Raw genomic sequence first — 26,485 nt, 5'->3', positions numbered from 1 at the left:
TATATCCCCCAATAAGCATCCGCGCTCGACGGTGGATTGACCGCGTTGAAAGGAGGTCGCCGTGAGGCAGAAGGAGCAATGCCAATGGCGAGCACAATACCACACGACGCCCTCGACCTCATTGCCGAAATTCTGGCCGAGGGCATCCGGCGCCTGCACCGCAAGGAGGCCGCCCGGCGATGTGAAATTCGGCGGAATAAAAGTGCCGGGCCCTCGGAGAATGGCCTTGATCTTTTAGCGCCCCGAAGCCCTGTTAAGGCCGTCGAACCACTGGAGAAAGGAGTGGGAAAATGAAAGCGAGCGCGGAAAATGGGGCGGCGACAAAGGCGAGCCTCACAAGAGCCCAGGCGTCCCCCAATTACAACGACCCCACGGTGCTGCGCCGAATCGCGGCCCTGCAGTCCATGGACCTGGACCAGCTGCGGGACAAGTGGCGGGAGCTATGCGGCACGGAGCCGCCGGGATACGGCAAGGTCATGATGCGCAAGAGGCTGGCGTTCCGAATTCAGGAACTCACCTGGGGCGGCATTTCCGAGGAAACGAAGGTGCGCATGAAGCAGGTTCTCAAAGATGCAGGCTATGACGAACTCGGGCGAAAGGTTCGAACCGCGAACCCCGATCAGCTTCTCCCCGGCACCATGCTGATCCGCGAATGGAACAATGAGCGCCACGAGGTGATGGTGCTGGACGGCGGATTCGATTACCGAGGGAGAAGATTCAAGTCGCTGTCGGCGGTCGCTCGGCACATCACTGGCACCAAGTGGAACGGGCCGCTCTTTTTCGGGCTGCGCGACAATGGGGACAAGTGATGGGGCGCGGAAACGGCAACGGCAAGGGCAACAACGGTGGTAATGGCGGTCCCAGCAAACCCACGACAATCCGCTGCGCCATCTACACCCGGAAAAGCACCGAGGAGGGCCTCGACCAGGAATTCAACAGCCTCGACGCCCAGCGCGAGTCCTGCGAATCCTACATCGCGAGCCAGCGGCACGAGGGGTGGAGGGAGATGCCGGACCGCTACGATGACGGGGGATTCAGCGGAGGAACAATGGAGCGGCCCGCGCTCCGACGTTTGCTGGACGATGCCCAGGCCGGGCGATTCGACATGGTCGTCGTCTACAAGGTCGACCGTCTTAGCCGCAGCCTCCTGGATTTTTCCAGGATGATCGAGCTTTTTGACAACCAAGGCATTTCCTTCGTAAGCGTTACCCAGAGCTTCAATACGAACACATCCATGGGCAAGCTCACGCTTAATCTGCTTCTCAGTTTTGCCCAGTTCGAGCGGGAGATCGCCAGCGAGCGCATCCGTGACAAAGTCGCCGCCATGAAAAGGCGCGGTATGTATCTCGGGGGTGTGCCGCCGCTGGGGTATGACGTTGATCGGGATGCTAAAAAGCTGGTCGTCAGCGAAACTGAGGCTAGGCTGGTGCGGCGCATCTTCAAGCGATACCTGGCTCTGGGGTCTGCGACCGAACTGGCCAGGGAACTGAATCGCGACGGCCACACAACCAAGGAGTGGGTCACGAAATCCGGGCGCGAAATACCCGGCAAGCCCTGGAACAAATCCCAGGTATATCGGGTGCTCAATAACGTTCATTACCTCGGCGACATTCCGCACAAGGGCGAGGTCTACCCCGGTGAGCATATCGCCATCATTCCTCGGGCCACCTGGGATGCTGTGAAAAAAATGCTGGCTTCAAACACCCAGTCTGGAGCCTCTAACCCCCGCACCAAAACGCCCGCCATGCTCAAGGGCATTCTAAAATGCGGCCACTGCGATACGTCCATGGGCGCGACATTCGCCAGGAAAAACGGGAAGACGTACCGGTACTACCTGTGTCTCCAGGCGCGGAAATCGGGTTACGACGCATGCCCCGTGCGGACGCTGCCCGCGGGCGACATTGAGGCGCTGGTCGTCCAGCAGGTCCGGCGAGTTCTCCAGGCGCCGGAAATCGTGGGGCGGGTATGCAGGGTAGCGAGGGAGGCGGTGGATATTGATCCAACCGATGAGGCTACCGCTCCCATCACCGACGCCGAGGTCATCGACCGGCTCCGCGACTTCGAGGCCCTGTGGGACGAGCTATATCCCGGCGAGCAGGCGCGGATCGTCGGGCTGGTTGTCAGGGAAGCGGTCGTCTGGGACGACCATCTGGAAATCACTTTCCACGACCGTGGCATCGCGTCACTGGCCGGGGAAGTGACGGGGTCACCGGATATTTCCCCCGGCGAAACGCTGACTCTTTCCACCCCCTTCTCCACCCGCCAGTACGGGGGCCGCAAGCAGATCATCCTGCCGGATGGTACGAGCCCGGTGTTTCCGGACAACCCACCACCGGACCCCCGCGCCGTCGCCATCGCCAGGGCACACGCCTGGATGGAGGCGATGGAGGGAGGCAAATTCCAATCTCTGACCCAACTCGCCCAGGCCGTCGGGGTGGATGAGGGGTATGTGAGGAGGCAATTATTGGATATGTGGGAACACCCGATTCCCTGGCAGCCGCATTCTCCTCTGCCGTTATAATCCATCTTCCTTCTCCGGCGTGCCATCATCGTCCAGATCGAAATCGGGATACAGTTCTTTCATGCACTCCGGGCAGATGCCATGGGTGAAATCAGCCTCGGTGTGCTCGTGGACATAGATTTCCATCTGGTTCCATTGCCCCTTGTCGTCGAGGATTTTCTTGCAGTTTGAGCAAATGGGAAGAATGCCACGTAGAGTCCGAACATCGTCCAGGGCCTTTTGCAAGGCTTCCTCAGCCCGCTTACGGTCGGTGATATCCTCGAAAATTGTGACGAAATGATTCGAGAGGGGGCTGTAAGCATAGATCGAGTACCATTTATCAAGTGGTTCTGAATAGGACTCAAACCGGATTTCCTCGCCTCCCAGAGCCACTTTTCCGTACTTTTCGATCCAGTCCGCCGTTTCATTTTCAATTCCGGGAAGAACTTGGGTTACTCGCTTTCCAATCAGGTTCTCCCGTTTCAGGCCAGTCAAAATTTCAAAGGCATCGTTGGCATTCAGAAACACATAATCGACGGGTGCGCCCTTTTCATTGACGACGATCTTATGAAACGCAAAACCATTGAGCATGTTTTCAAACAGAGAGCGGTACTTTTCTTCGCTTTCCTGTAGTGCCAGCACTCCCCGTTCATTTTCGCGAAGACGCTGCCCCATGCGCGAAGCGCCGAGCCCCAGACCGCATAGACCCAACACCCACACCACGGCATAGCCCAGCGTCACAACTGCAATGTTGCGATTCATGACAGCCCGTAAAGGCGCCATAGGAACTGACACGCTGATCCCGCCCCGTATATCGCCCACTTTGTAGCCTTGGGCTGCGTGGCACTTCAGGCAGCTTTCCTCGGTAACCATTGGGCGCATCAGGCGCATGTATTCCTTGTCACCAATCTTTGCCAATTCGGTCACTTCTTTTTCACCGCCCTCGAACGATTTAAGCGCTTCGACCTCCCAGGCGTCCGGCGCATTTTCCGGACGAATCGGGTTGAGGCTGGTGATGTGATCCTGATGGCCGTATTGCTGGCGTCCCAGTTCATGCACCTGGCGGGTCATATAGGCCGGATTAATCAGCGTCAGTTCTTGTCCAGATGTGGTCGTTACGTCGCGATTCTTGATGTGAGACAAATACGGATTGGGTGGAGTCTCTTTAGTCGGAGGCACATAGACGCCCCCGTGCTCGGCAGCCCAGCGTCGATAGACCAGATCTTTTTCAAATGAGTCCCCAGCCTGTATACGCGCCGCTTTCAGAGTATTCCCATACACTTCCCAGAGGTGCCAGCAAAACACAATGAGGATGGCCGCTGACCACAGTGCCCCGAGTAGGATCACGTAGCGCCTTAAGTTCACCGACTCTTTCAGATATTTCGAGGACGGGGAAGATACTTGCCCGCCAGTTCCAATATTTTCGCCCATCCCGAGGCCACTTTCCGACATTTATGTCCCCCAAAGAACCACTCGGTTCCTTCCTCTTTCTTTTGCTGAGTACAAGCCGGTATTCCCCATTTCAAATTCCCAAGCTGGCTCTTCAGGCACCATGCCCGGTAAAAGCCACCCTTCAACTTCCTGATCGCCAAAATCCTCGTTGCAATGGCTAATCGTACGCCTCTCGCGCGTTGAAATCAAACGTTTTCCCCTTCAAATTCCACTTTTGGGCAAACCTATCCATCGGCTTTGCAGGATTCCATTGGAAACTACACGGTGCAGCATTACGATCGCAATCGACTAATCCGCGCTAGAATCTCCGCGAAGACATCCTTGGAGACTGCCACCTCCGCCATTTGGAAAGTCGTGTAACGACTGCTTCGCACGACTTTCGCCCCGATCTTGATCAGCTTCACCAGCAGGCTCCGAAGGGACCAGTGCTTGACCTTCGTAGGAAGAGCCAATCGCCGCAGAAAGTTTCCCAAGTTGTAGGCCAGCACGAACAGCGCAAGCCGCACTTGGTTCGAGACAAATCGCTTGCAGGACAGCCGCGTCCAGTTCAAGGCGTATTTCCCCTCCTTGATCCATTGCTCGGCCGTGCCGCGTCCGTTGTAGAAATGGATAACGCCCTCGTTTCTCGCGCTCATGTTGGTCACGATGAATCCGACTTTCGCAAATAACTCGCCCTCGTGCCATTCGATCTTTGCAACCACCCGACGGGGCCGGTTCCAACTAGCTGCCTGATACATGAAGTCGTGATGCCAAACGATCGGTTTCTTCGGCGGCCTTCCAACAAGGCGGGTCAGAAGAAATCTGATCCGATCCTGCAAAACATCATTGGTGGGAAGTCGGATTGCGTAAAGATAGCCATGATACTCCAGGTACTCGTAAATCTCCGGCTTGGCGAACGCGGCATCGCCCCGAAAGTACTTCCGCACATTATTGTTTTTATACCGCTTGACGATAGGGTCCAGCAATTCTTTCCATCGGTCCGCACTATGCACGTTGCCGGGGCGCAGCATCGCTCCTTCGCAATCTCCGAATTGGTTGAAGCAAAACAGGGGGTGGTAACAGTTGCAGCCGAAATGCCCATTGTAGGATGATCCCTCCTGCTCGCCATGTACCGGACTTTCCGAGCTATCCATGTCAATGATGATCCGCTTATGGGTCGTTTTGCGCATCGCCCGCGTTACCCATTGGCCGCTCAGGTCCGTCAGACCGTCGAGGTTTTCAGTACGGGCCAGCATCTCCGTTTCAAACCGTCCGACCGTGTTGGGGCTCGCGGCGTTTCTCTCGACTTTCTTCCCGGTGACGGATCGCATCGCCGGATCAACCGACAGGCGTTGGGCGTCGTTGACATCCTCGTACCCGGCGAGACGGCTGTATATGGATTGTCGTAAAAGAGACGGTATGTCGTGCTGGATGTTTCTTCCGGTGCGCGGATCGTGAAAAACCGTTGGCGATGAGTCGAACAATCCCAACGTCTCGTCCAAGTCTCGGTATGCCAACAATCCCGCGTCGGATGTCACCTTCGAGCCGTGAAATTCGAGCTTCAAACAGCCATCAAAACCGACCTTCAAGCTTTCACTTTCCGGGTGAGACATTTTTGCCGCCTTTTATGCTTGATTAATGCAACGATAATAGCATGTTAGGATATTTACGTCAAAGTTATTTTGTGATTTATATGGGGAATGTGGGTTTACACCTTTTCTCCGCTTTTTTTACACAATTTTCCGAAAAGTGCTCCGATCTCCGGTTCCATATTTTTCAATTCGAGCATATCGAACAGCGATCCAGATTTTGATGGTATTCTATCCTTTTTTTCCTGGCGTTTGCCAATTCCAAAGGGATCGCCTTTTCGATCAGTTCGTTCCACTGTCCTCGATAGACTTCTTCAGGAGTTGCACCCTTAAATGCGGAGTGGGGCATCACTTCATTATGCTGCTGAATGTAAAAATCACCATGCTTTTCAAGAAAAGCATAAGAAGCCAAATCCTGGAGAAAAAGATATCCATGCTTAAAACTTCTGAAAAACGCTTCAACGATGGAGTTTGAAAAATCGATGTCGATCTGAGCAATGACCCTCGTAATATATTTGTTTTCAATCAGCTTATTCACGTCAGAGTTGATGTTTTCGATTCCGCTATCGCACCAAACTTCCGGTACGTTTATAGCACCCATTTCATGGGCCTTTTTCAATGCTGAGCACAGTAATTCACGGCAGCCCAACCCCGATATTGATGCCGAAATACGCCAAGCCAATACGTACCTGGAAAAATTATCGATGCAGGCTTGAATGTAGCCCTTTGTGCCGTCAACTAATTTCAGGATGGTCGTGTCGATATGCCAGATTTCATTTGGAGAAGACGCTCGTATGCCAATTTTCGGTTTCTCCGGATACAAGCGCTTTCTCGGACGAATCCATCCTTTTTCGCGGATCAGGCGATACCAAGTGGACGGTGAAGCAACGACCAATCCGATTCTCATCGCATAAAACGCCAATGCTCGAATCGGAAAATGGGCATAATCTTTATCCCTGACCATATCGCCGATTGTTTTTACTTCGCTCGAGGTGAGTTTGGATGGAAATGTATGCGGACAACATGAATGATCTTCAAGATCGCAGCCGGCTTCGCGATGACACCAGGAAAAATAACGAGAAGCTGATAGACCGAGTATTTTTAGGCATTCGATTAAAGGAATAATTATGGCGGCAACTGCAATCAAGTTGAGTATTTTCTTTTTGATATCTTCATGTGGGAAACGGCAAAAATCAAGGCTCCAACCGGTTACTTCCTTTGCCGTTGAGAACAATTCTACCTTTGCCTTTAGTTGATGATTTTCATTTTCCAGTTCGACAAGCCGTTTCTGTAAATCAAGATTATCCAAGTCAAGAACTTCATGGCTTACAACTGATCGAACTCCTTGATTCACCCAAGTGCTCAATGTCGTGCGTGGGATTTCAAGATCGGAAAATAGAGCCGGATTTCCGGAATGAGCAACCAGAGCTTTCAGCCGATAATCGTATGATTGATGACCGCAGTAATTTTCCATTTTATCGTCGAACGCCTCTTTCTAATTCCAGCAACGATTTTTTCACACCCGAATCAAACCCTCGCCTATAATACAAAACATGAAACCTGTTGACCAGGAAATCCCTAAGTCCCTGATTTTATTGGGTGACGAACTTTCGTCGGGAAAACTTCAAAATGTCCCGGCACGGAGCACTGATGAATATGTGCGCAGCCATCCCTCTGTGGGCGCCGGCGCGTATGTGATGCTCGCGGTAAGCGACACGGGACAAGGAATCTCGGAAGAAACTAAGGCACACTTGTTCGAACCGTTTTTCACGACAAAAGAAAAGGGCAAAGGCACAGGGCTGGGGCTGGCGACGATTTACGGAATCGTGAAACAAGCCGGTGGACTCATCCAGGTTTATTCAGTGCAGAATCAGGGCACAACATTCAAAATCTATCTGCCCCAGGTCCAGGAAAAAGCAGAAAAAATAAAAAGAAAACTCGAATCACCCGAATTGCCCAATGGAACCGAAACCATACTTCTGGTCGAAGACGAGCAGATCGTGCGAGAGTTTGCGATCAAGGTGCTGACGCGTCTTGGATACAAAGTATTGCACGCGGACAGCGGGGGAGACGCCCTGATCGTTGCGGAACAGTACAAGAAGCCGATCCATCTTTTACTGACGGATGTGATCATGCCGGGGATCAACGGAAAAGAGCTCGCGGACCGGATGGCAAGAACTCACCCGAAAATCAAGGTGCTCTTTTCATCGGGATACACAGAGGACATCATCGGGCGTCATGGAATTCTTGACGCTGAATTGAATTTTATCGGCAAGCCGTACTCACTTCAGGCATTGGCTAAGAAATTGCGGCAGGTGCTGGACAAATAAGGCGATTAACCTAATTTCCGGTTTGTTTGTTGAGATTATCGAAGAAAAAACTTCAGTGAATGCCTTTGAGGTTCCCAAGGTTCCCGGGTGCACCAGATTTGGGAACGTGGGGAACCTTTTCCTCCGCCAAACCGAAAATTGAAATATTTTGCGCTGACCTGGTTTGGGAAACAAAACCGTCCAGGAGGACCCGTTGAAACGCGCCGTGTGTACCGAAAACTCTATCCGAACCTGATTTTAACATTTCTCAGCGTTCATTGAGCATTTTTCTGCCATCAAAACGGGTTATTTGGTAGAGTGCTCGCGTCAAATCTCTCAGAAAATGGTCGCAGTTCTTTTCGACAGCAAAAAGTTTTGAGCTACAGGCAATTGGGGGGTTCTAATTTCCTTGTAGGGAAAGAGGTAAACGTCGTTGTATCCGCAATGGAAACCATCGCTAAATGATCGCCAAAACCAATAGAACAAGGAGCTATTCAGAATAGAAGCAACGGCGTTTCTTTCGCCATCAGCGAAGTAAAATGGCTTGTAGTCGTCTGATCTGCCTTTCTTCCCCTCGGAGTCTACGAAAACGGGTACGAAGGTCATTGCCTTTATGAAATAGCGCACAATTCTATGAACGTAGACTGGCTTCTCCAGGAGACGGCGAATGTACTCGTGCCCTTCAACGTAGGAAAGCTCTTGGCCGAAGTGCCCTTTGCGAGTTTTGATGGAATCAGGGCCAAAGGGGCGCATCAATGTTTCCTGGAATTTGGAAGGATTAAATTCGGCGGGAATCGTTTCGCTGATATGGGTCGGTTGTTCGGACATTGCTGCCCTCCTTTCGGGTTTGGTTGTGATTTGGGATCAGGCTTGGCAGGCGGAGAGTTCAGGTTCAGCGTCGGTGTCGTAGTCTGTTGCTCCGATGCTGACGGCCAGGTCGAGGACTTGCATGATTTCGGGTAGCAGCTTCATCAGATGGGATTTCTTGGCTTCGTAGGATTGTACATACTGGATGGCTTGCCGGCCGACCTGCTCGCCTTCGAACAAGTGGACCAGCACAGCGGCGGAGATTTCCGCCACGATCTCATTGTTTCTTTGGTTGTTGGGATTCTTGTTATTTCTTAGTTTCCCGGTCCGATGATGAAGCGCGTGGGAAATTTCGTGATAGAATGTGGCCAGATCGTGGGTGTACAGAGTGATCGTTCCGGAATTGGGGTTTTCATCGTGCCGGTACAGGCCAAGAACCCGGTCACTGACCGCGCCGGTGTAGGTGACCGGGATGCCCAGGGTGTCGGCTAAGGCCTGCAGCTTGGGAATCTGCTTGGGCTCGGTCTCCGGCAAAGGATCGCCCTCGGTATCTTCGATCCGGAAAACAGGCGCTGCCAGGAAACCGATCAGAACCGAATCCTCTTCACCGTCCTCCTCGATGGTCTTGTACCTGGGGACCATAATGCCGAAGCTCTTTGCGCCCTTCTTTACCTGCCGGTCCATCGCTTGCCACTGGCGATAGCCTCGGGCGTCAGAGGTGCCATGCAGGGCCACCAGAAACCGATTCGCCGGGGACCACTTGATACACGGGCTGGTGTTTGGGATCAGGGCGGCGCGGGTCAGCGTATCGATCAAATGTTCGGGATCGTCGAACGCCGCAGTAATCTGGTCCAGCGTATCGCGGGCTTTTTGGTTCAATGGATGCAATGGGATCACCTCCTCTAAAGCGTAAGTGGTTGTTTCTTCAATAGTCTTATGTGTGAAAGGAGGGTGGATTTTGCATGTTAATTATCGAAGTGATTATAGCAGCCAGATCAGTTCAGGACACCCCGCACCGTCGCTATCGCCAGGGCGCACGCGTGGATGGAGGCGATGGAGGGCGGAAAATTCAGGAACCTCAGCGAGCTTGCCGGGGCGGTCGGGCTGGACGAGGGATTCATCCGGAGGCAGCTGCTGGAAACTTGGGAACGCCCGATCCTCCTGTAGCCACATCCTCCTCTGCCGTTATGCGCCATCTTCCTTTTCCGGCGGGTCATCATCATCCGGATCGTAGTCGGGATACAGTTCCTTCATGCAATCTGGGCATATGCCGTGGCTGAAATCAGCTTCTGTGTGATCGCGGACGTAGACTTCAACCTGGCTCCATTGGCCCTTGTCATCGAGGATTTTCTTGCAGTTTGAGCAGATGGGAAGGATGCCACGCAGGGTCCGGACATCGTCCAAAGCCTTCTGGAGGGCTTCTTCGGCGAGTTTTCGTGCGGTGATGTCGCGGATGTTGCACTGGATCACATTTCTCTTGTCAACCTTGTACATATTGCTGATGAACTCAACATGGATTACTCGCCCGTCGCGGGTCTCAAGCGGCAAATCCTCGTATCGGATGTAATCCTGGCTCTGAAGCTCTTCGAACGATACTTTGGAGGCAAGGACATCTTTGAGTGGACCGATATCCCACAGATGCTTATCCAGAAACTCTTCGTGCGAATAGCCCGTCAATTCCATCATGAACGGATTCACATCGACAATCATTCCTGTTTCCGCATCAAGAATCAGGATTCCGTCCTTTGCGGATTCGAACAGGCGGCGATAACGGATCTCCGATTTCTGCAACTCTGACGTTTTCTCTTGGAGTTGCTGCGCCTTTTTGTGGCTTATTTGTAGCAACCAGACTATATACCCAATGGTAAAGCTCAGGAGGATTCCGATCCCTAAGAGAATCAATGGAAGGCTGCGGTCGCTTTGGGATTTGGATGCTGCTGTGGTGGAGAACCGAAGAGTCCACTTGTGTTCCGATGCTACCTCGACGACTTCCGTCTTCGTCGGTCCGCTTAGCTTTTCTGAGTAAATTACGTCGTGGCCAAGGCTATCAAAAAGCAGAGACTGAGCGTTCGCTTCCGGACCGTCGAATATCTGGAGACGCGTGTAATGAAATCCGTTAGGGAATATTTGATCCACGAAGTTCCGGACTCGGAAAGGGCTGTACACATAGCCGTACAAGGCAGCCCGGCGTTCCCCGACAGTGCTTATGGGTTGGCCAGTGCGGTACACGGGCATGTAGATCAGAAAGCCCGCCTGGACATCTTGATCGATTTCCTGTAACAGGGTCACCTTTCCAGACAATGCAACATGGCCCGTGTCCCTTGCCAGTTCCATAGCCTTGCGGCGAACTGTCTCTGAAAACATATCGTAACCGAAAGCTTTCTGATTTCGTTTGTCGAACGGCTCAAGGTAAATGATGGACGTATATTCCGCACGTTCCCCTTCAGGGCGGATCGAGTAGCCAGGAAACCCTTCGGCCCGAACCTGCCGGACATGTTCCGCCAACTCTTCAGGTGTTAGCCGCTGGGCAAAACCCAATCCCTGCGCTCCAGCCAAATGCATTTTCTGCAAAAGAGTTTCCACATACGTGTGCCATTGGTTTCGGGTAATGTTTTCAGACGCATTAAAAAAACCCGCTCCACCGAAGAGGATTTGGTTTTGATTCTCTACCGCAGCGATGATAGCGCTGATCTTTTCTCGCGACCTGAATTCAAACAGCTCCTTTTCCTGGTGGGCCACAATATCCGCCATCATCTGCCATACGATCAAGGAGATGACAACGCCGACACTAAACGCGAACACCGCCCAGTAAGAAGGACGAATAGGGTTACGTCTCATCGGTTGTATCCTTCCAGCCCGTCGGGTGACCTACGATTCGACGGTTCTATCCGCCACGTTGGAAGCGCACTTCGAACACAAGCTTTCGTGTTTCTTAAAACCGTTTCCAAACGGCTTTCTGAAGTGACCGTAGCAATATCATCGATTTTAAGATGTGACTTCTTATTATTCAGCTTACCCTCCCAGGTTCTACGCCAATCCCGTTGCGTGACTGCTGTTCTTCGACCCATTTCAGCAGGGCCTCCTTGTGGAACCGCCAGTCTTTGCCGATCTTGAACGACGAAATTTCGCATCCGACGCCGGGTGGGCAGCCCTTATTCACCGAAAGACCGCTATAAAACAGAGCTCGTTTCATGGTTTTTTCCCCTTTTTAGAGTTTGCACAAATCGCGCCCTTTTCTCGCCCCTGCGTAAGTTCCTGAATTCCCTGCCTTTCGAAGAAAGCAGGCCGATAAAGACGCATTCAAAACCCCATCAAAATAATCCTGACTCGATCAAAATGAATGGGGCGTCGTGCAGATCAAAGACGTGAATAATCAGTATCTATGAGTTTATCCGATCGAAGACAGAATACTACGGGTATGCCCGTGGTTGCACTCCCATACGTCGCGGGAGTCGAACCGCCATTTTTTGACGCCCCCGTAAGTACTTGATTCTAAACCATTCTCCACTTTCGGACTAAAACCCAAAAGTCCGAACGTAATGGAGAGGGGGAGAGGAAAAGGTGCAAAATGGGGTGAAAATGGGGTTATTTGAGGATAGTTGGTCCGAATAGAAAAAGGGGAAACAAAAACCATCCGTGCCCAATAATCCTTTGTTATTCAGCACCTATACGCCGTTCCCCAACAAAATGGGCCGCGTCACCGCGACCCCGGAGAATATTCTGATTCTCGAAGAACTGGTGGAGGCGGCAAGAGTCGAACCCTCGTCCGTATCTCCATCTTCCATCACGCCGCCCCCATTAATTCGCGAAAAAGCTTTGGAAAGGCCAAAGTTTTTCGCCACTCGGAATCGAATCGGGGTGAAAATCGACGGTGTGTAAATTTATTATCCCAAGGCATTACCAGCGTCAAGAAATTATTTACTTTATGAGGTTTTACTTTCGAGGGGTCGGCGACACGGAACGGCCTTCAAGACCGGCGAAACCGGCGGACGACCCGGTCGGTCAGTCGTTCGCGCCAGGTCGGCGCCAGGCGGTGGAACAGGTGGAACAGCCGGGCGCGCCGGCCGGGGATGATCAGGAACTGCTTTTTTTCAATGCCCCGCACGATGGCCGCCGCGACTTCCGCGGGTTGCAACAGCCCGGCGCGGTCGTTGATCGCCTTGGTTTCGGGCGGCTTGTCCCGGTCGGCTTTTTCCAGCAGCGGCGTCGCGACCTGCGGCGGGCAAAGCACCGAAACCCAAATGCCGTAGCGCTTCAACTCGGCCCGCAGCGATTGGGAAAAACCGACGACCGCGAACTTGGAGGTCGCGTAGGCGGTGTAGCCCACTAGGCCGATCAGGCCGCTCATCGAGGAGACGGTGACGATCTGGCCGCCCCGCCCCTTCATGAACGGCAACAGAGCCGCGATCGTGTGGCGGGTGCCGTAGAGGTTGATCTGCATCGTCCGGTCGAACCGCTCGAAGGACAGGTTTTCGAAGTAGACGGCCCCGCCGATCCCCGCGCTGCAAAGCACCACGTCGGGCGGACCGAACGAAACGGCCGCCGCGCTCAGGACGCGCTCGACCGCTTCCCGGTCGGACACGTCCAGCGCGACCGCCTCGACCTTCTGTTCGCGGCGCACCCGGTGCTTTTCGACGGCCGACCGCGCGGCCTCGCGTTGCGCCGGCTCGTCGACCGAAAACGCGAACACGTTCGCGCCCAGCGCCGCGAACAACTCCGCCGCCGCGAGCCCGATGCCGCTCGTGCCGCCGCTGATATAGACGTTTTTGCCGTCGAAGCGGATGGTTCACCTCATTCATCGTTGCCGGGAAACGCGGTCATCGTCGGCCAGGAAAGGCGCGTTTGTCAAGCAATAAGGCCCACTTGTTGCGTTGCCCGGCGATTATTTTCCGGTTTCCTTGACTCTTTGTCGTGCCGCCTTACAGATGAATTATGAGTTTGAAAAAAGCATGGAGCGCGGCCTTCCGCGACAAAAAAAAAGGAGCGACACATGAGCGAGATCAAACATCCGGTGAACTGGTTCGAGATTCCCGTCAAGGATCTGAAGCGGGCCAAGGCGTTTTACGAAAAGCTGTTCGGGATTCCGCTGACGGTGGTCGAGATGGACGAATCGAAAATGGCCATGTTTTCGATGACGATGGGCGCGCCGGGCATCGCCGGTTCGCTGGTCGCGGCGCCCGGCTACGAGCCATCGAAATCCGGCACCGTGATTTATTTCTCGGTGCCCGACATCGAGGCCACGCTGGCCCTCGCCGAACAAAACGGCGGCAAAACGCTGATCCCCAAAACGAATATCGGCCAGTACGGCTTTTTCGCCCATTTCGAGGACACCGAGGGAAACCGGCTGGCCCTGCACACGATGGCCTGACGGCCGGCGGCTACTGCACGTAACCCAGGCCCTTGAGTTGATCGCGCAGCGCGTCGTCCTTGCCGGCGTCGCCGCCCTTCTTTTGCCGGGCTTCGTGGACCGCGAGGACAAGATCAATTGTATCGTGAACGGCTGGGTCGAGCAGAACATTAAACCTTGCTTGAATCCGGGCTTTCTCGAGTACTGGCAGGAGAGCCGCTTGCCCTATCGCGGTATGTTTGGAGGAATTGTGGAGACCGAGGAGTACGAGAATTCCGGCGGGTACATCAACGCATAAAAGCTTTGAGAGACGCAAATAGTCCCTCGCTGGTAAGTCGGAATCGATATTTGGCTTGCACTGGACGATGACTTCGATACACTGGCTTTCGAGAATTTTACGACAAGCGGGCAGAGGATATTCTCGGCGATTGGCATTGGAAATTGGGAAGTGAATCACAGGCTGGATGTGGTTGAGTGGATTCCAAGAAGCTAAAATTTGACCCACGGAAGCTGATGGAGATGGCTGTCGATGCCATGCGCCAATCGGTTCGTGAACCGCGCACGGACGAAAAGGCCAGTCCCAATGTTGGTGTCGCCTTGTGGAAGCCTGACGGAACTGTCGAGACGGCCTGTCGGGGTGAACTGCGTTTTGGCGACCATGCCGAATACACTCTTCTGGAACGAAAAAACCGAAACACCAAACTAGATGGCTCGGTCCTTTTTGCAACTTTAGAACCATGCGCACCTGGATCGCGTCGACATCCGAAGCTGAGTTGCGCAGAACGGATCGTCTTGGCCCGGATCAAGGAAGTCTGGATTGGCATCACCGATCCCGACCCCACGGTGGACCGCAAGGGCATCAAGTACCTGCAGGACAACGGCATTTCGGTAAACATGTTCGATCGCGATCTCCAGGAGGTTATCCGAAAGGAGAACGAGGACTTTTTCGCGCAGGCATTGGAACGGGCGGCAATCGCCGAGGAAGAAAAGAAGAAGCCGAAGACAGTCACACTTTCCAGTTTGGAGGACGCATTCACCGCCTCGGTCACGGACGATTTTTCTTTAAAAGCGCTGGAGAATTATCGTTCGATTGCGAAAATCACGGACGCTGTCGATTCGCCCGCGTTCCATCGTCGTTTCGTCCAGCAGGGATTGCTTTTGCAGCAGGACGGTCGATTCATACCGACCGGTTTCGGGATGCTTCTTTTCGGCAAGGAGCCAAGAACAGCCATGCCGCAGGCGGGATTGCTCGCCACGATTCACTACCCGGATGGCACTGAGGAGCCTAGAAATTTTGAAGGCCCGATGGTTCTCATTCCCGAGGATCTTGAAAAGTGGTTATCCAGCAAACTTCCCAACGTCCTTGACCGCTCCAAAATGCGTCGCAAAGAAGTGCCGCCGCTGCCGTTCGAGATGATTCGTGAGGCGGTGGTGAACGCACTGATCCACAGGGATTACGACATCCGGGAAGCCAAGTGCCAATTAGTCATTACTCCGGACACCCTTACGGTCAAAAGTCCAGGATTGCCGTTGCTACCGATCACACTTGAGAAACTGCAAAAATTTGATGCCCCGATGCTGAGCCGAAACCCGGAACTCCATTATGTTTTTGCCCGAATGGAAATGGCTGAAGAACGCGGACTGGGTATCAAGTCGCTGAAGAATCGCGCCTTGCAACTGGAATTGCCTCTTCCGAAATACACTTGGGACGATCCTTATCTGGTGCTGACCCTCTTTAGGAATCGAGAGGCGAGCACTGCGGTGTTGAGCCAGGAAGTGCTCGCTTCAATGAGTGATGCGGAGCAAAAAGGATTGCAATGGTTGGCTCAGAGAGGGTCGACAAAATCCAGTCAGTACGCCAAGGCGATGAAGGTTGAAGACCGCACAGCGCGGAGGCATCTCAACCACTTCGTCGAATTAGATCTCGTCAGAAAGACGGGTTCGGGTCCTTCCACCGAATACGAGATCGTTTGATCGCTCGCTTTCAGTTACCCTGGATCGATCCGGACATCGAAGCGGACTCTGTATCCGGTTAAAATCACGAAACGTGGCGATTTTATCTATCCGGACAAAAATCCGGACATTGCGTCCGGATACGTCCCAGAAGACGATTGTCGCACGTTCTTCCAATAAATCCGCACACTTCCAAACTTGCCATTTGAAAAACGGCCTCATTTTCTACGAGCCTGAATAACGCAACGAGCGCGACCCGTGCTCACGAAAGGAAACAAGGGGGAACATGAATGGATGCAGGAGATGGAGAAAAGCGGGGTGAAAACCTCCACTAGTCGAACGGAGCTTTAAGCACGAGGAGACACCTGCGCCGTAAGCCGGCGGCTACTGCACGTAACCCAGGCCCTTGAGTTGATCGCGCAGCGCGTCGTCCTTGCCGGCGTCGCCGCCCTTCTTTTGCCGGGCGTCCTGCAGATTGAGATCGCCGGCCAGTTCGAGGCTCGCGCGGTGGCGGCGGTACAATTCGGATTTGATTTTGGCGAGGAGTTCGGCGTTCAACTCGACCAGGTTGGTCAGTTCGCGCGGATCGTTTTTCAGATCGTACAGTTCGTATTCGCTGGTATGGGTTTTGTGGCCGCGAAATTCGTGGATCTTCTTGCCGTCGAGCCGGCTCAGGCTCCGCCAGATGCCTTTTTGGCCGTGCCAGCCGTAGCGGCGGCCCATGCGCGTCTCGCAATACAATTCCTGCCGTGGCGGCGCTTCGCCCTTTTCGATCAGCGGCCGCAGATCGTAACCCTGGATCGGCCGTTTCACCGGCGGCAACCCGGCGAGCGACAGCAGCGTCGGGTAGAGATCGACGTTCTCGATCGGCGCGTCGACGACCGGCGTCCGGACAACCAATCCCGGCGCGCGGATCAGCAGCGGAATGCGGACCAGTTCCTCGTAACAAGTGAAGGTATGGCCGGTGCTGCCGTGTTCCAGGAATTCGTCGCCGTGATCGGCGGTGATGACCACGGCGGTGTCGGCAGCCAGCGTCGACCCGTCGATGAACGCCAGCAGTTCGGCGAGGTGGTCGTCGGTGTAGCGGATTTCGCCGTCGTACAGCGCGATGAGATGCGCCAGATCGCGCGGGTCCATTCCCGGCTGCAAATCCTGGCGCTTGCTGATGTTCAAGCCGTCGATCGCGCCGCGGTAATCGGGGTCGAACATCGCCGTATACTCGTCCGGCGGGTTGTAGTCGTAATGCACGTCCCAATAGTGGACGAACAGGAAGAACGGTCGGGGCGAGGCGGCCCGTTCCTTGAGGATCGCCAGCGCCTTGTCGGTGACCTGGCGGCTGGTTTTAACCTTCCGGATCGTCGGCCGCCGGGTTTCGGCGATTTCCTGATCGTAGCTCGCGAACCCCTGCTGGATGTTGTATTCGCGGCGCAGAAACGGCGCGCAGACGATCGCCGCCGTCTCGTAGCCCGCGGCTTGAAACGCCTCCGCCAGGGTGACGTTGTCGTCGTCCATGCGGCTGTTGTTGGCGAACGCCAGGTGCGCGTCCTCGTACAGGCCGGTGAACATCGAGGCGTGGCTCGGCAGAGTCCAGGACGAAACGGCGTAGGCGTTGGCGAAGCGCACGGCGCCCGCGGCGAAACGGTCGAGCGCCGGCGTGGTCGGCTTTTGATAGCCGTAGCAGCCGACGTGATCGGCGCGCAACGAATCGATGCTGATCAGAATCACGCTGCGGGCCGGCCGTCGCACCGGTGGGGCGGATCGGCAGGCCGCCGCGAGGAAAAGCAAAAGCAGCAGCGACACCAGGCAGGCCGGCCGCCGGCGGCTCACTGGATATACCCCAGTCCCTTGAGCGTTTTGGACAGTTCCGGGTCCACATCCACCTTGCCATCGGCATTGACCTTGCCGCGGATCTGGCGATCCACCACCTGTTGCCGGACCAGATCCAGGTCGAGCTTGCGCGTCCGGTCCGGATCGTCCGTCTCCCGGTTGGCGGTTTCGCCGGGATCGGCCCGGAGGTCGAAAACCAGCCGTTTCAGGTCGTTCTTGCCGTTTCCCAGTCGATGCAGCTTCCAGCGGTCGGGGGCCAGGACCGCCGCCCAGCGGAATTCGCGGTCGGTCGGCTCCAACTGGCCGCGCTTGGTTTCGGCGAAAATCTCCCGGTCCGGCAGCGTTTGGCCGTCGCGGATCGCGTCGGCCAGGCTGATGCCCTGCAGCGGCAGTTTCTTGTGCTTGATGCCCAGCAGATCCAGCACCGTGGGGAACAGATCGACCAGGCTGGTCAGGCCGTCGACGACCCGCGGGCCGGCGGGCAACCAGGGCACGCGAATCAGCAGCGGCACGCGAATCAGTTCCTCATAACAGGTGCGGGTGTGCGCGATACCGCCGTGGTCCAGAAATTCCTCGCCGTGATCGGAGGTGACGATCACCAGCGTGTTCTGCTCGAGGCCCAGTTCGCTCAGGCCGGCGAACAGCTTGCCGATGGCGTCGTCGGTGTAGCGGATTTCGCCGTCGTACAGCGCCACCAGGTGCCGCAGATCGCGCGGGTCCATTCCCGACACAATGTCCTTGCGGTTGTGAATGCCGAGGCCGTCAATCTCCCCCTGGTAGTCCGGATCGAACATCCGGACGTATTCCGGCGGCGGGTTGTAGTCGTAATGCACGTCCCAATAATGCAGGAACAGGAAAAACGGCTTGCGCCGATTTTGCTCCATCCATTGCAGCCCGCGTTCGGTGACGTCCGGGCCGACCTTCACCTGCCGCGCCTGTTTGAAGGTCGGCGCGACCAGATCGGTGTCGTAATCCTCGAAGCCGTACTGAAAGCCGTAGGTCCGGCTCAGCAGCGGCGCGCAGACGACCGCGCCGGTGCGGTAACCGTGATTTTTCAGGACGTTGCCCAGCAGGAGCGAGTTGGCCGTCAACGCGCGGCTGACCATCCCGACGCCGTGGGTGTCGGCGTACAGGCCGGTGAAAATGGACGCGTGGCTGGGCAGCGTCCACGGACTGGAGGCATAAGCGTTGCGAAACTGGACGTTGGCGTGCGCGAAGGCGTCGAGCGTGGGCGTCGTGGGTTGCGGATAACCATAGCAGCCCACGTGATCGGCGCGCAGCGAATCGATGGTGATTAATAGGACGTTTCTGATTTCCGCCGGCGGCTTCGACGAGTGGCACCCCACGGTTGCCACCGCCCAGACCAGAACCGCGGCGACCCGAATCAGTCGCTGGAAAGAAATCCGCACACCATGCCCCCGCAAAGTTGCCCGTTAGATTACCAAGCGCGGCGAATCCTTCAAGGGCCAATCGGCTTCCCATTGCCGCCGGTCGGACGGTATGCCAAGATGCGAAAAATCTCGACAAGCCGCCGACGGAGGTTTCGATGCGTGCGCGTTTTACCCTTCTTTTTCTGGTGTTTTTCGCCGGTTTGACCGCCCTGGTGGGGGCGGCGGAACCGGATGCCGCGACCATCATGAAAAAAATGACCGAGGCCAATCAAAGCCAGGCCGCCGTGAGCAAGGCCAAGATGATTCTCATCGACAAGAGCGGCGGCCAGCGGATCCGCGATCTGCTCACCCGCACCAAGCTCATCAACGGCGTGCGGAATACGGTGACAACCTTTCTGTCGCCGCCGGACGTGAAGGGTGTCAAGTTTCTGGTGGTCGAAACGAAGAACGCCGACGACAACCAGCGCCTCTACCTGCCGGCGATGAAGCGCGTCCGGCGCATCACCTCGGCCAACAAATCCGGCGCCTTCATGGGCTCGACGTTCTCCTACGCCGACCTCCAGGCGGTCGATCCGGACAAGGGCACGCACAAGCGACTGGCCGACGCCACGGTGGACGGCGCGAGCTGCTACGTCATCGAAAGCCTCCCGAAAAAGGACGGCGATTCGATCTACGGCAAGACGATCAACTGGGTGCGCAAGGACAACTATTTTCCGGTTCGCGGGCAATTCTTCGATAAAAAAGGCGCCCTCTGGAAGACCCTGGAAGTCAGCCAGCTCGAGCAGCGCGCCGACGGCACCTGGATGGCCCGGCGGAGCAAGATGAACGACGTGCAGGCCGGCACCGCGACGATCATGGAACTGGGCGAGTACCAGCTCAACGTGAAACTCGACGATCAGTTCTTCACCGAACGGTTCCTATCCGACGAAAGCCAGCAGTAAAGCGCGACGATGAGACGCCACCTGCCCGTTTCGATTCTCTTGCTGCTCGCCGCCTGGTGCGGCGCGGCGCTCGCCGCGGAAAGTGCGACGCCGAGCACGAGCCTCGAAGGGTTGGCGGGGTACAAGAGCGCCGTCGATACCACCTGGGACCGCTTCCACGAGGACGTCTGGTCCAACGACTGGTTCGGCTACGCCGCCGCCTCGGCTTCCTGGGGCTTGAACTACGGCGTGCGCGCCGCCGGCCTGTTCGAATACCGCCTGGACGTCGGCGAGGAGGCGCAGGGCGAGGCGATCCCCGAGCTGCGCGAACTGTACGGCAAACTGCGCCTCGGCAAGCTCGACCTGTTCGCCGGCCAGCAAATCGTTTCCTGGGCGACGACCGACCTGTTCAGCCCGCTGGATCAGCTCAACCCCTACGACTACCGGCGGACGCTGGACCGCGAATTGTCGTTCTACCGCCTGGGTACCTTCATGATCCGGCCGGTGCTGTACCTGGACCCGGTGCAGATCGAAGCGGTTTATATCCCGGTGTTCACGCCGCCGCGTTACCGGATCGTCGGCAGCGACTACGCCCTGGTCGGCCACGATTTTCCGATCGGCGAGTTGATCAACGATCTGCGGCAAAGCGACCGCTGGCGCGCGCTGGAAACCGCGCTGGGCGCCTGGGTGCCGGAGTGGCGGCAGGACCTGCGCGATTTTCTCAGCGATCCGAATTATTACAGCGCGCACACCGACCTGCCCGATCAGGATCTCACGGCTCCCGAGGGCGCGGCGCGGGTCCACTACACCTCGCCGTTCATCGACGTCACGGCCGCCTATTACGCGCTGTGGGACGACCTGCCCACCCTGCACGTCAACCCGGCGCTGCGCGACCTTTCCCGCTGGTCGGAACAGACCGGACCCGACGCCGCCATCCTGCCGCCGGGCGACGTTTTTTCCACCACCACGCTCAGCGATCCGTTCACGCTCACACATCACCGGGTGCAAAGCGCCGGGCTCGGCCTGGCGACCAGCGTGTTCAACCTCGGCCTGCACGGCGAAGGGTTGATGGCCTTCGACCGCTACACCTACCGCGACGATCTGAGCGCCGTGCGGCGCAACCAGGCGAGCTGGGCGCTCAACGTGGATTATACGTTTCCGGCCGACGTCTTCGCGGAAGGCTGGTTGCTGCAAAGCTACCTGTTCGACCGCGAGGATGATTTTCTGCAACGGGCCTGGACCAGCATGGGCGGGCTGGTGCTGCGCAAATCGTTCTTTGACGAGAAGCTGGCGCTGGAACTGCTGTCGCTGGTCGATTTCACCTACCAACGCGACCGCGATTGGCGCCGCTTCGACCTGACCGCCGGCGGCTGGACCGTGCAACCGCTGGCGACCTATTCCGTGACCGATCCGTTCAAATTGAGCGTCGGCGCCAACCTGTTCGGCGGGCGCGACGAAACCCTGATGGGTTCGCTGGAAGGGCTCGATCAGGTTTTCGTGCTGGCCCGCTACGGTTTTTAAGGAGCGGGGATCTGCGGCGCGAGCGGGATCGATTCGTCGGCCGGGGCGCGGTCGCCCGACGGCCGGACGTCGATGAGTTGGTCGATCTCGGGATCGACCAGCCAGGTTTCGGAATTTTCGTCCCAGTACCAATATTGGCGGATGAGCGGCGAACTGACCTGATTGCTGGGCACGACGGTCAGGTTGATGTAGCGCACCAGCACCAGACCATACCAGTGTTTCGGCATTTCCTTGAATTTCTGTTCCTCGGCCGCGGCCTTTTCCTTCGCTTCCCGGGCCTTTATTTCCTCGGGGGTCGGCGGGATTTCGACGGCCGGCCGCTCGGGCTTGGGCGGCACTTTGACCGCGCCGCGGATTTTGGGAAACGGGTCGGGGCTGATCTGCACCAGGGCGATTTTGTAGCCTTCCATGTGGACGCGGGCGTAAACGCTTTCGGCGGAAACCAGGAAATCGGCGCGCGCCGCGGGCAAGACCATGGCGCTGGCGTCGTCGAAATAGCGCCAGGCGATCAGGCGGTTGAATTCGAGGGACGTGTTCATCAGGTCTTCGCTGAGGGTCTCGGTTTTGCGGCGCACCCGTTTATCGACGCTGCAGGCCGCGACGACAAGCAGCATCGCGACGAGCCCCAAGGCGATCGCCAGTCTGATCTTCCCGCTCATGCGGACCTCCAAGATAGGCCTCCGCGCCGGCCGCGGCCGTTCGCCGAAGCGGCCGGGTCAGGTCGCCGATTGTTCCGGTTTTTTGCCGCCGGCTTCCCGTTTTTCGGCCATGAGTTTTTCGAGTTTTTCGTCGGCCTGGTTTTTGCGTTCCAGGAATTCGCGCGCCGCCTTTTCGCGCTCCTCGCTGGTCACTCCCGATTTGATCTCGTTGAGAAGGATTTTGGCGAAACGGTTGTCCGGGTTGATTTTGAGGACTTTTTCCAGCGCCTCGACGGCCTGCTTGCTCTTCTTTTCGTGGCGGTACATCAAACCGACGCAAAGGTGCACGACCTCGGAGCCGGAGTTCATCGCCAGGCCTTTTTTCACCAACCGGCGGCCTTCCTCGGCCATGCGGAAATTGCGGGGGTAGTCGCGTAAAAAATACGACAAGCCGAGCTCGGAGTAATATTCGCCGTTGCGGTCGTAGATTTCGATGGCGCTTTCCAGTTCGGGGGCGGCCAGTTCGGGGGCTTCCTTGGTGAACAGGTAGCTTTCGCCCTTCTGCCGCAGAATTTCGCTGCCGAACAGGATGAAATCGGGGTCGTAGATTTCGGCGCGGTAATGCCGCCGGCCTTCACGGGTGCGCAGCGTTTCGTATGCCGCGTGGATGCGGGCCAGCAGCGTGCGGTGCAATTGCTGGACCAGGCCCTGCGTTTTCACGATCGCCCGCTCTTCCTCGCCCGACCACTGCTTGAACGCCTTCTCGATGCCCTCGTCGCCGACCGTCCAGTGGGTGTGCAGGGTGTCGAAATAGGTTTCCCGCTCGGTGTTTTTGATCTGTTCCTTGAGCGTTTCGATCTCGGCCATCACCTTGTCCTGGCGGCTCTCGTCGAAGAAGTCGATCGCGCCGGTGAGGTACAGTGCCCAGATCATGCGCGCGGTTTGCGGCGGCTTCAAATTGCTGATGATCTGCAACCGTTTGAGCGGGTTGTCCTTTTCCAGAATGATTTGAAAGAACTTTTCGAGGCCTTCGCCGAAGCTGTAGCTCGACGCGTCGAAAACCATCCGGTTGGACCGCCCGACGAATTTTTCCTGCCGCAGGCGCAATTCGCGGTCGATCTTCTCCATCGGATAGCGTTTCCAGATCAGGTTGAACAGCAGCCGCGGCAGATCGATGTCGATGCGGGAAATCCGCAACGGCAGCGCGGGCAGATTTTGGAACATCCAGTCGCCGCTTTCCCAGTGCATCACCTCGGTCAGCTTGACCTCGACCTGAATGCGCAACATTTCGGGAAGCAGGTCGCGACGCATGGCGCCCATCGCCACCAGTTCCTCGCCTTGCCGGGTGTTGTTGCGCTTGGCGCGCTGCAGCGACTCGATCACTTTTTCCTGATTGATGTAGCCGGCCTGTTGAATGATGCGGCCGAGGCATTCGGCGGCCATGAACGGCACCGAGGAGACGTTCAGCAGCATGCCGGCCTCGAAAAACAGGGCTTTGTAAACCTTCTGATCGGTGAAAATCCGCAGGATTCCCGTTCGTTTTTCAAGGTAGAGGCGATGGATCAGCCCGAAGAAGCTGTCGATGTCCCACTGCCCGGTCTCGACCGTCGTCGCATCGTCGAGGGATTTTTTCGGCGCCGCGGGCTCGCGGGCCGGCGCTTCCTCGGCGTCCGCCGCGAATGCCGGCACGGCCTCGCCCGATTGCGCCTCTTCGCCGCCGTAGACTTCGTGGAGCAATTCGCGCGTTTGCTCGTAATTGTCGAGAAACACCAGCTCATGCTTCACCAGCTTGGCAAAAATGACCTCCATTTCGCCCCGCTCGATGTGCAACAGATTGACCAATTCGCCCAAGGACAGCATGCCGTTGATCCGCGAAAGAACGAAGATGTCGCGTTCGTTCAGGGCCACCGGCAAGTTGGTGAAGTCCATCTGGTTGTTGAGCGTGGGGATCGCTTGCCATAATTCCTGCTTCAGCATGAACCGCCTGTACTCCTTCACTCGGGTGTGAATTACATATAATCCGAAAAAAATTCCGAGAAAAGCGGAAAGACGCCGATTTTTTCCGGGGGCGCCCTTCCGGACCGATTATGACCTGTTTTTCAGCAAGTCGACAATCATCAGCGCATTTTTCACCGCTTTGGCCTCGAAATGATTGTTGGTGAAAACGAAGGTGCGCCGGGTCAGTTTCTCCAACGATTCCAGATCGGACCGCCATTCCGCCAATTCTTGCTCCGCATACAGATAATTGTATCGTTCCTCGGCGCGCTCGTGCTGATACCACTTTTCGGCGTTGCGCCCGTGAAATCGCACGTAACCGGTCGGCGAGGTAGCCACCGCCGTCCGCGGCATCAGTCCGGGCAGCTTCGGCTCGTCGACGTTGCACCAGCCGATACCCAGTTCCTTGAGCAACTCGAACGCGCTCTGGCGGACCCAGCGGGAATTACGCATCTCGGCGATCAGGTCCAGGTCCGGCAATTGTTCGCGCAGGCGGCGCAGGTAATCGCGATTGGCGTCGTCGGCGTGAAAAGAATATGGAAACTGCGCCAGGACCGGGCCCAGCACGCCGGCCTCGGCCAGCGGCGCGCAAGCCTCGCGAAACGCCTGATAATCCGCCGGGCCGGCCGTGCGCTCGTGGGTCATCGAGCCGTGCAGTTTCACCGCGAAGGTCAGCCGGCCGCCGGTTTTGCGCGCCATCGCCTCCAGGGTGCGCCGCGCCGGCATCCGGTAATAGGTGTAGTTGATTTCCACCGCGGCGAAGCGGTCGGCGTAAAATTCGAGGAAGCGGTTTTTCGGCAGGTCGGGCGGATAAAAAATCCCGCGCCAATCCTCGTAGCTGTACCCGCTGGTTCCGACGAGAATCATCCGCCGCCGCGACCTTCCTCCCGGCCGGGCCGGGAGCGAGGGGCATTGGGCCCCGCCTTACTCTTCCAGGCGCGCCATCGTAAACGTGCCGGCATTGCCCAGGCTATTGAAGATGCGCCCCGCGATATCCTTGCCGCCGGAACTGAACGTTCCTTCGAGATTCACGGTGTGCCGGTCGTTGGCGTCAAAGCTGCCGAGCCGCAGTTTCAGGTGGCGGTAATCGTGCTCGCCGTTGAAGCTGATGGTGCCGTTGCCCATGATGGGCTTGAGCACGGCGGGTTCGTCGACCCGTTCGATCGAAGTGTCGCTGGCGTACAGTTTGCATTCGAGCAGGCCGTGCACCTGTCGCGGATCGCTCTCCGCGGCCAGGAACCGGGTCGAGCAGGAGACCTTGCGGTTTTGATCGTCCACAAAATTCACCGTGTAATTGCCGGCGAGGTTGACGCGCGAGCCGACGATCAGCGGCCCGACCAGCAAGACGATCGCCAACAGGACGACCTGCGGCAAAACCCGCGTTAACAAATATTGATTGCGCTGCGCCTTTCGCACGGCGACGGCCAGATGTTTGTTTTGGTCCGAAGCGGATTGGCGCGGCGCCAGGTCGGCCATTTGCGCGAAAGCCGCGTCCGCTCCCGCCGCCGCTTCCGGTTTGGCGTTACTTCCCGATTGGGGCGTCGCGTTCTCGCTCCCGTAAAGCGACTCGCCCAATTCCAGCCCGCCGCCTTTGCCGCCCTTCGGAGGGGCTTGATGAACGGGTTCGTTTTGCGGATTGTCGGTCATGTCCATGAGCAGCGAACTCATCGTGCCGACTTCGACATCGCCGCCGGCCGGTGCTTCGCGATGGCCGCCGGCGCCCAGATCGTAACGCGAGGCCGGACCGGAAATACCGGCGGTGGCCGGGCCCCGGTTGTTCACCCCGAATTCCATTTCGATTTTATCCTGGGCCATGGCCAGCCGTCCCGTCGACCGGGTGCGACCGGAAGATCCCTGCCGCTGGGAATGGCGGGTAAAGGACACCTCCAGCCCGCAATAAGCGCACTGACCGTTTTGGATGGAGGTCATTTTGCCGCAACGTGGGCAGCGCAAAGCACGTTGTTTCATCATTCCGCCTTTTTCGCTTCCTCGCGCCGAATCACCGATCGCCGCCGCCGGCTGGTCAGCCGTGGACGGCTTTGGCGGTCTGTCCAACCGAATGAAATTTCGCGGGGTATTATGCAAGAAATGAACAGCGGACACAAGTTTGGCGCCCCGCCTGTATTAGCTTAGCGACTTTGTCCCCTGTAACTGCTTAGCGATTATGTCCCCCATGAAGAAGGACATGATTTCGATGACTCCCAAGGAGTTACAGCGGATGAGGTTGCTGGTCTGCGTCCTGGAGGGGCAGCTGCCC

General features: G+C 56.7%; 23 protein-coding genes. 9 read left to right on the top strand and 14 right to left on the bottom strand.

What is annotated here, in order from left to right:
- The first annotated feature begins 290 nt into the window (after positions 1-290).
- Both GX444_20755 and GX444_20750 read left to right on the top strand, forming a co-directional pair.
- Positions 291-809, top strand: coding sequence for a DUF2924 domain-containing protein (locus tag GX444_20755; protein ID NLH51014.1), 519 nt, complete (start codon positions 291-293; stop codon positions 807-809).
- Positions 809-2,521 (top strand): recombinase family protein, encoded by a 1,713-nt coding sequence (locus tag GX444_20750; protein NLH51013.1) that lies wholly within the window; start codon positions 809-811, stop codon positions 2,519-2,521. Before GX444_20755 ends, GX444_20750 begins: the two co-directional genes overlap by 1 nt.
- Here the strand turns inward: GX444_20750 and GX444_20745 are convergent.
- From GX444_20745 to GX444_20735, 3 genes are all read right to left on the bottom strand, one after another.
- On the bottom strand, positions 2,516-3,952 hold the full coding sequence (locus tag GX444_20745) for a DUF3365 domain-containing protein (GenBank protein NLH51012.1): 1,437 nt from the start codon (positions 3,950-3,952) through the stop codon (positions 2,516-2,518). The two genes, GX444_20750 and GX444_20745, sit on opposite strands and share 6 nt — an antisense overlap.
- A gap of 272 nt (positions 3,953-4,224) precedes the next feature.
- A complete protein-coding gene (locus GX444_20740; GenBank protein ID NLH51011.1) occupies positions 4,225-5,544 on the bottom strand; it encodes an IS1380 family transposase in 1,320 nt (439 codons plus the stop codon).
- Between the two features lie 163 nt (positions 5,545-5,707).
- Positions 5,708-6,994: a DDE-type integrase/transposase/recombinase gene (locus GX444_20735; GenBank protein ID NLH51010.1), complete on the bottom strand. Its 1,287-nt coding sequence runs from the start codon at positions 6,992-6,994 to the stop codon at positions 5,708-5,710.
- A gap of 79 nt (positions 6,995-7,073) precedes the next feature.
- On the opposite strand from GX444_20735, the gene GX444_20730 reads away from it, so the two are divergent.
- A complete protein-coding gene (locus GX444_20730) occupies positions 7,074-7,850 on the top strand; it encodes a response regulator (protein NLH51009.1) in 777 nt (258 codons plus the stop codon).
- Positions 7,851-8,165: 315 nt separating this feature from the next.
- Here GX444_20730 and GX444_20725 read toward each other — a convergent pair whose 3' ends face one another.
- From GX444_20725 to GX444_20710, 4 genes are all read right to left on the bottom strand, one after another.
- Complete coding sequence (locus GX444_20725; protein ID NLH51008.1) at positions 8,166-8,657, bottom strand: hypothetical protein; 492 nt, start codon at positions 8,655-8,657, stop codon at positions 8,166-8,168.
- Between the two features lie 36 nt (positions 8,658-8,693).
- Complete coding sequence (locus tag GX444_20720) at positions 8,694-9,524, bottom strand: ArdC family protein (GenBank protein ID NLH51007.1); 831 nt, start codon at positions 9,522-9,524, stop codon at positions 8,694-8,696.
- Between the two features lie 297 nt (positions 9,525-9,821).
- Positions 9,822-11,474: a PAS domain S-box protein gene (locus GX444_20715; protein ID NLH51006.1), complete on the bottom strand. Its 1,653-nt coding sequence runs from the start codon at positions 11,472-11,474 to the stop codon at positions 9,822-9,824.
- Positions 11,475-11,643: 169 nt separating this feature from the next.
- On the bottom strand, positions 11,644-11,829 hold the full coding sequence (locus GX444_20710) for a helix-turn-helix domain-containing protein (protein ID NLH51005.1): 186 nt from the start codon (positions 11,827-11,829) through the stop codon (positions 11,644-11,646).
- Between the two features lie 443 nt (positions 11,830-12,272).
- On the opposite strand from GX444_20710, the gene GX444_20705 reads away from it, so the two are divergent.
- Entirely contained in the window at positions 12,273-12,515 is a 243-nt protein-coding gene (locus GX444_20705; GenBank protein NLH51004.1) for a hypothetical protein, read from the top strand.
- Positions 12,516-12,603: 88 nt separating this feature from the next.
- Here GX444_20705 and GX444_20700 read toward each other — a convergent pair whose 3' ends face one another.
- Positions 12,604-13,350 carry an SDR family NAD(P)-dependent oxidoreductase gene (locus GX444_20700; protein ID NLH51003.1) on the bottom strand — a complete coding sequence of 249 codons (747 nt, stop codon included), beginning with the start codon at positions 13,348-13,350 and terminating at the stop codon, positions 12,604-12,606.
- 276 nt (positions 13,351-13,626) lie between these two features.
- On the opposite strand from GX444_20700, the gene GX444_20695 reads away from it, so the two are divergent.
- The 3 genes from GX444_20695 (at position 13,627) to GX444_20685 (ending at position 15,957) form a co-directional block, all read left to right on the top strand.
- Positions 13,627-14,004: a VOC family protein gene (locus tag GX444_20695; GenBank protein NLH51002.1), complete on the top strand. Its 378-nt coding sequence runs from the start codon at positions 13,627-13,629 to the stop codon at positions 14,002-14,004.
- A 37-nt stretch (positions 14,005-14,041) separates the two neighbouring features.
- The gene (locus tag GX444_20690; GenBank protein NLH51001.1) at positions 14,042-14,281 is read left to right on the top strand and encodes a hypothetical protein; all 240 of its coding nucleotides are present in this window, start codon (positions 14,042-14,044) and stop codon (positions 14,279-14,281) included.
- A 176-nt stretch (positions 14,282-14,457) separates the two neighbouring features.
- On the top strand, positions 14,458-15,957 hold the full coding sequence (locus GX444_20685; protein NLH51000.1) for a hypothetical protein: 1,500 nt from the start codon (positions 14,458-14,460) through the stop codon (positions 15,955-15,957).
- A 363-nt stretch (positions 15,958-16,320) separates the two neighbouring features.
- Here GX444_20685 and GX444_20680 read toward each other — a convergent pair whose 3' ends face one another.
- On the bottom strand, positions 16,321-17,763 hold the full coding sequence (locus GX444_20680; GenBank protein ID NLH50999.1) for a sulfatase-like hydrolase/transferase: 1,443 nt from the start codon (positions 17,761-17,763) through the stop codon (positions 16,321-16,323).
- Positions 17,760-19,172 carry a sulfatase gene (locus GX444_20675; GenBank protein ID NLH50998.1) on the bottom strand — a complete coding sequence of 471 codons (1,413 nt, stop codon included), beginning with the start codon at positions 19,170-19,172 and terminating at the stop codon, positions 17,760-17,762. The genes GX444_20680 and GX444_20675 overlap by 4 nt, the downstream gene beginning before the upstream one ends.
- A 137-nt stretch (positions 19,173-19,309) precedes the next feature.
- Here GX444_20675 and GX444_20670 point away from each other — a divergent pair, with 137 nt between their 5' ends.
- The gene (locus tag GX444_20670) at positions 19,310-20,095 is read left to right on the top strand and encodes an outer membrane lipoprotein-sorting protein (protein ID NLH50997.1); all 786 of its coding nucleotides are present in this window, start codon (positions 19,310-19,312) and stop codon (positions 20,093-20,095) included.
- Positions 20,096-20,104: 9 nt separating this feature from the next.
- Positions 20,105-21,595, top strand: a complete 1,491-nt coding sequence (locus GX444_20665; protein NLH50996.1) for a hypothetical protein — start codon at positions 20,105-20,107, stop codon at positions 21,593-21,595.
- Here GX444_20665 and GX444_20660 read toward each other — a convergent pair.
- The 4 genes from GX444_20660 to GX444_20645 all read right to left on the bottom strand — a co-directional run bounded on the left by GX444_20660 (position 21,592) and on the right by GX444_20645 (position 26,196).
- Positions 21,592-22,254: a hypothetical protein gene (locus GX444_20660; GenBank protein NLH50995.1), complete on the bottom strand. Its 663-nt coding sequence runs from the start codon at positions 22,252-22,254 to the stop codon at positions 21,592-21,594. The genes GX444_20665 and GX444_20660 overlap by 4 nt on opposite strands.
- 57 nt (positions 22,255-22,311) lie before the next feature.
- On the bottom strand, positions 22,312-24,210 hold the full coding sequence (locus tag GX444_20655) for a hypothetical protein (protein ID NLH50994.1): 1,899 nt from the start codon (positions 24,208-24,210) through the stop codon (positions 22,312-22,314).
- Between the two features lie 108 nt (positions 24,211-24,318).
- On the bottom strand, positions 24,319-25,095 hold the full coding sequence (locus GX444_20650) for a DUF72 domain-containing protein (protein NLH50993.1): 777 nt from the start codon (positions 25,093-25,095) through the stop codon (positions 24,319-24,321).
- A 57-nt stretch (positions 25,096-25,152) separates the two neighbouring features.
- Positions 25,153-26,196 carry a hypothetical protein gene (locus GX444_20645; GenBank protein NLH50992.1) on the bottom strand — a complete coding sequence of 348 codons (1,044 nt, stop codon included), beginning with the start codon at positions 26,194-26,196 and terminating at the stop codon, positions 25,153-25,155.
- Between the last annotated feature and the right edge of the window lie 289 nt (positions 26,197-26,485).

The sequence above is a fragment of the Myxococcales bacterium genome (assembly GCA_012517325.1).
GTDB lineage: Bacteria > Lernaellota > Lernaellaia > Lernaellales > Lernaellaceae > JAAYVF01.
Note: the sequence above shows the minus strand (reverse complement) of the source record. Positions and strands in the feature narration are given on the sequence as shown.

Coding starts and splice junctions, on each gene's coding strand:
- GX444_20655 (NLH50994.1), bottom strand. CDS start 24,210: ATGCTGAAGCAGGAATTATGGCAAGCGATCCCCACGCTCAACAACCAG.
- GX444_20660 (NLH50995.1), bottom strand. CDS start 22,254: ATGAGCGGGAAGATCAGACTGGCGATCGCCTTGGGGCTCGTCGCGATG.
- GX444_20650 (NLH50993.1), bottom strand. CDS start 25,095: ATGATTCTCGTCGGAACCAGCGGGTACAGCTACGAGGATTGGCGCGGG.
- GX444_20730 (NLH51009.1), top strand. CDS start 7,074: ATGAAACCTGTTGACCAGGAAATCCCTAAGTCCCTGATTTTATTGGGT.
- GX444_20665 (NLH50996.1), top strand. CDS start 20,105: ATGAGACGCCACCTGCCCGTTTCGATTCTCTTGCTGCTCGCCGCCTGG.
- GX444_20745 (NLH51012.1), bottom strand. CDS start 3,952: ATGTCGGAAAGTGGCCTCGGGATGGGCGAAAATATTGGAACTGGCGGG.
- GX444_20735 (NLH51010.1), bottom strand. CDS start 6,994: ATGGAAAATTACTGCGGTCATCAATCATACGATTATCGGCTGAAAGCT.
- GX444_20695 (NLH51002.1), top strand. CDS start 13,627: ATGAGCGAGATCAAACATCCGGTGAACTGGTTCGAGATTCCCGTCAAG.
- GX444_20755 (NLH51014.1), top strand. CDS start 291: ATGAAAGCGAGCGCGGAAAATGGGGCGGCGACAAAGGCGAGCCTCACA.
- GX444_20740 (NLH51011.1), bottom strand. CDS start 5,544: ATGTCTCACCCGGAAAGTGAAAGCTTGAAGGTCGGTTTTGATGGCTGT.
- GX444_20715 (NLH51006.1), bottom strand. CDS start 11,474: ATGAGACGTAACCCTATTCGTCCTTCTTACTGGGCGGTGTTCGCGTTT.
- GX444_20645 (NLH50992.1), bottom strand. CDS start 26,196: ATGAAACAACGTGCTTTGCGCTGCCCACGTTGCGGCAAAATGACCTCC.
- GX444_20725 (NLH51008.1), bottom strand. CDS start 8,657: ATGTCCGAACAACCGACCCATATCAGCGAAACGATTCCCGCCGAATTT.
- GX444_20750 (NLH51013.1), top strand. CDS start 809: ATGGGGCGCGGAAACGGCAACGGCAAGGGCAACAACGGTGGTAATGGC.
- GX444_20670 (NLH50997.1), top strand. CDS start 19,310: ATGCGTGCGCGTTTTACCCTTCTTTTTCTGGTGTTTTTCGCCGGTTTG.
- GX444_20710 (NLH51005.1), bottom strand. CDS start 11,829: ATGAAACGAGCTCTGTTTTATAGCGGTCTTTCGGTGAATAAGGGCTGC.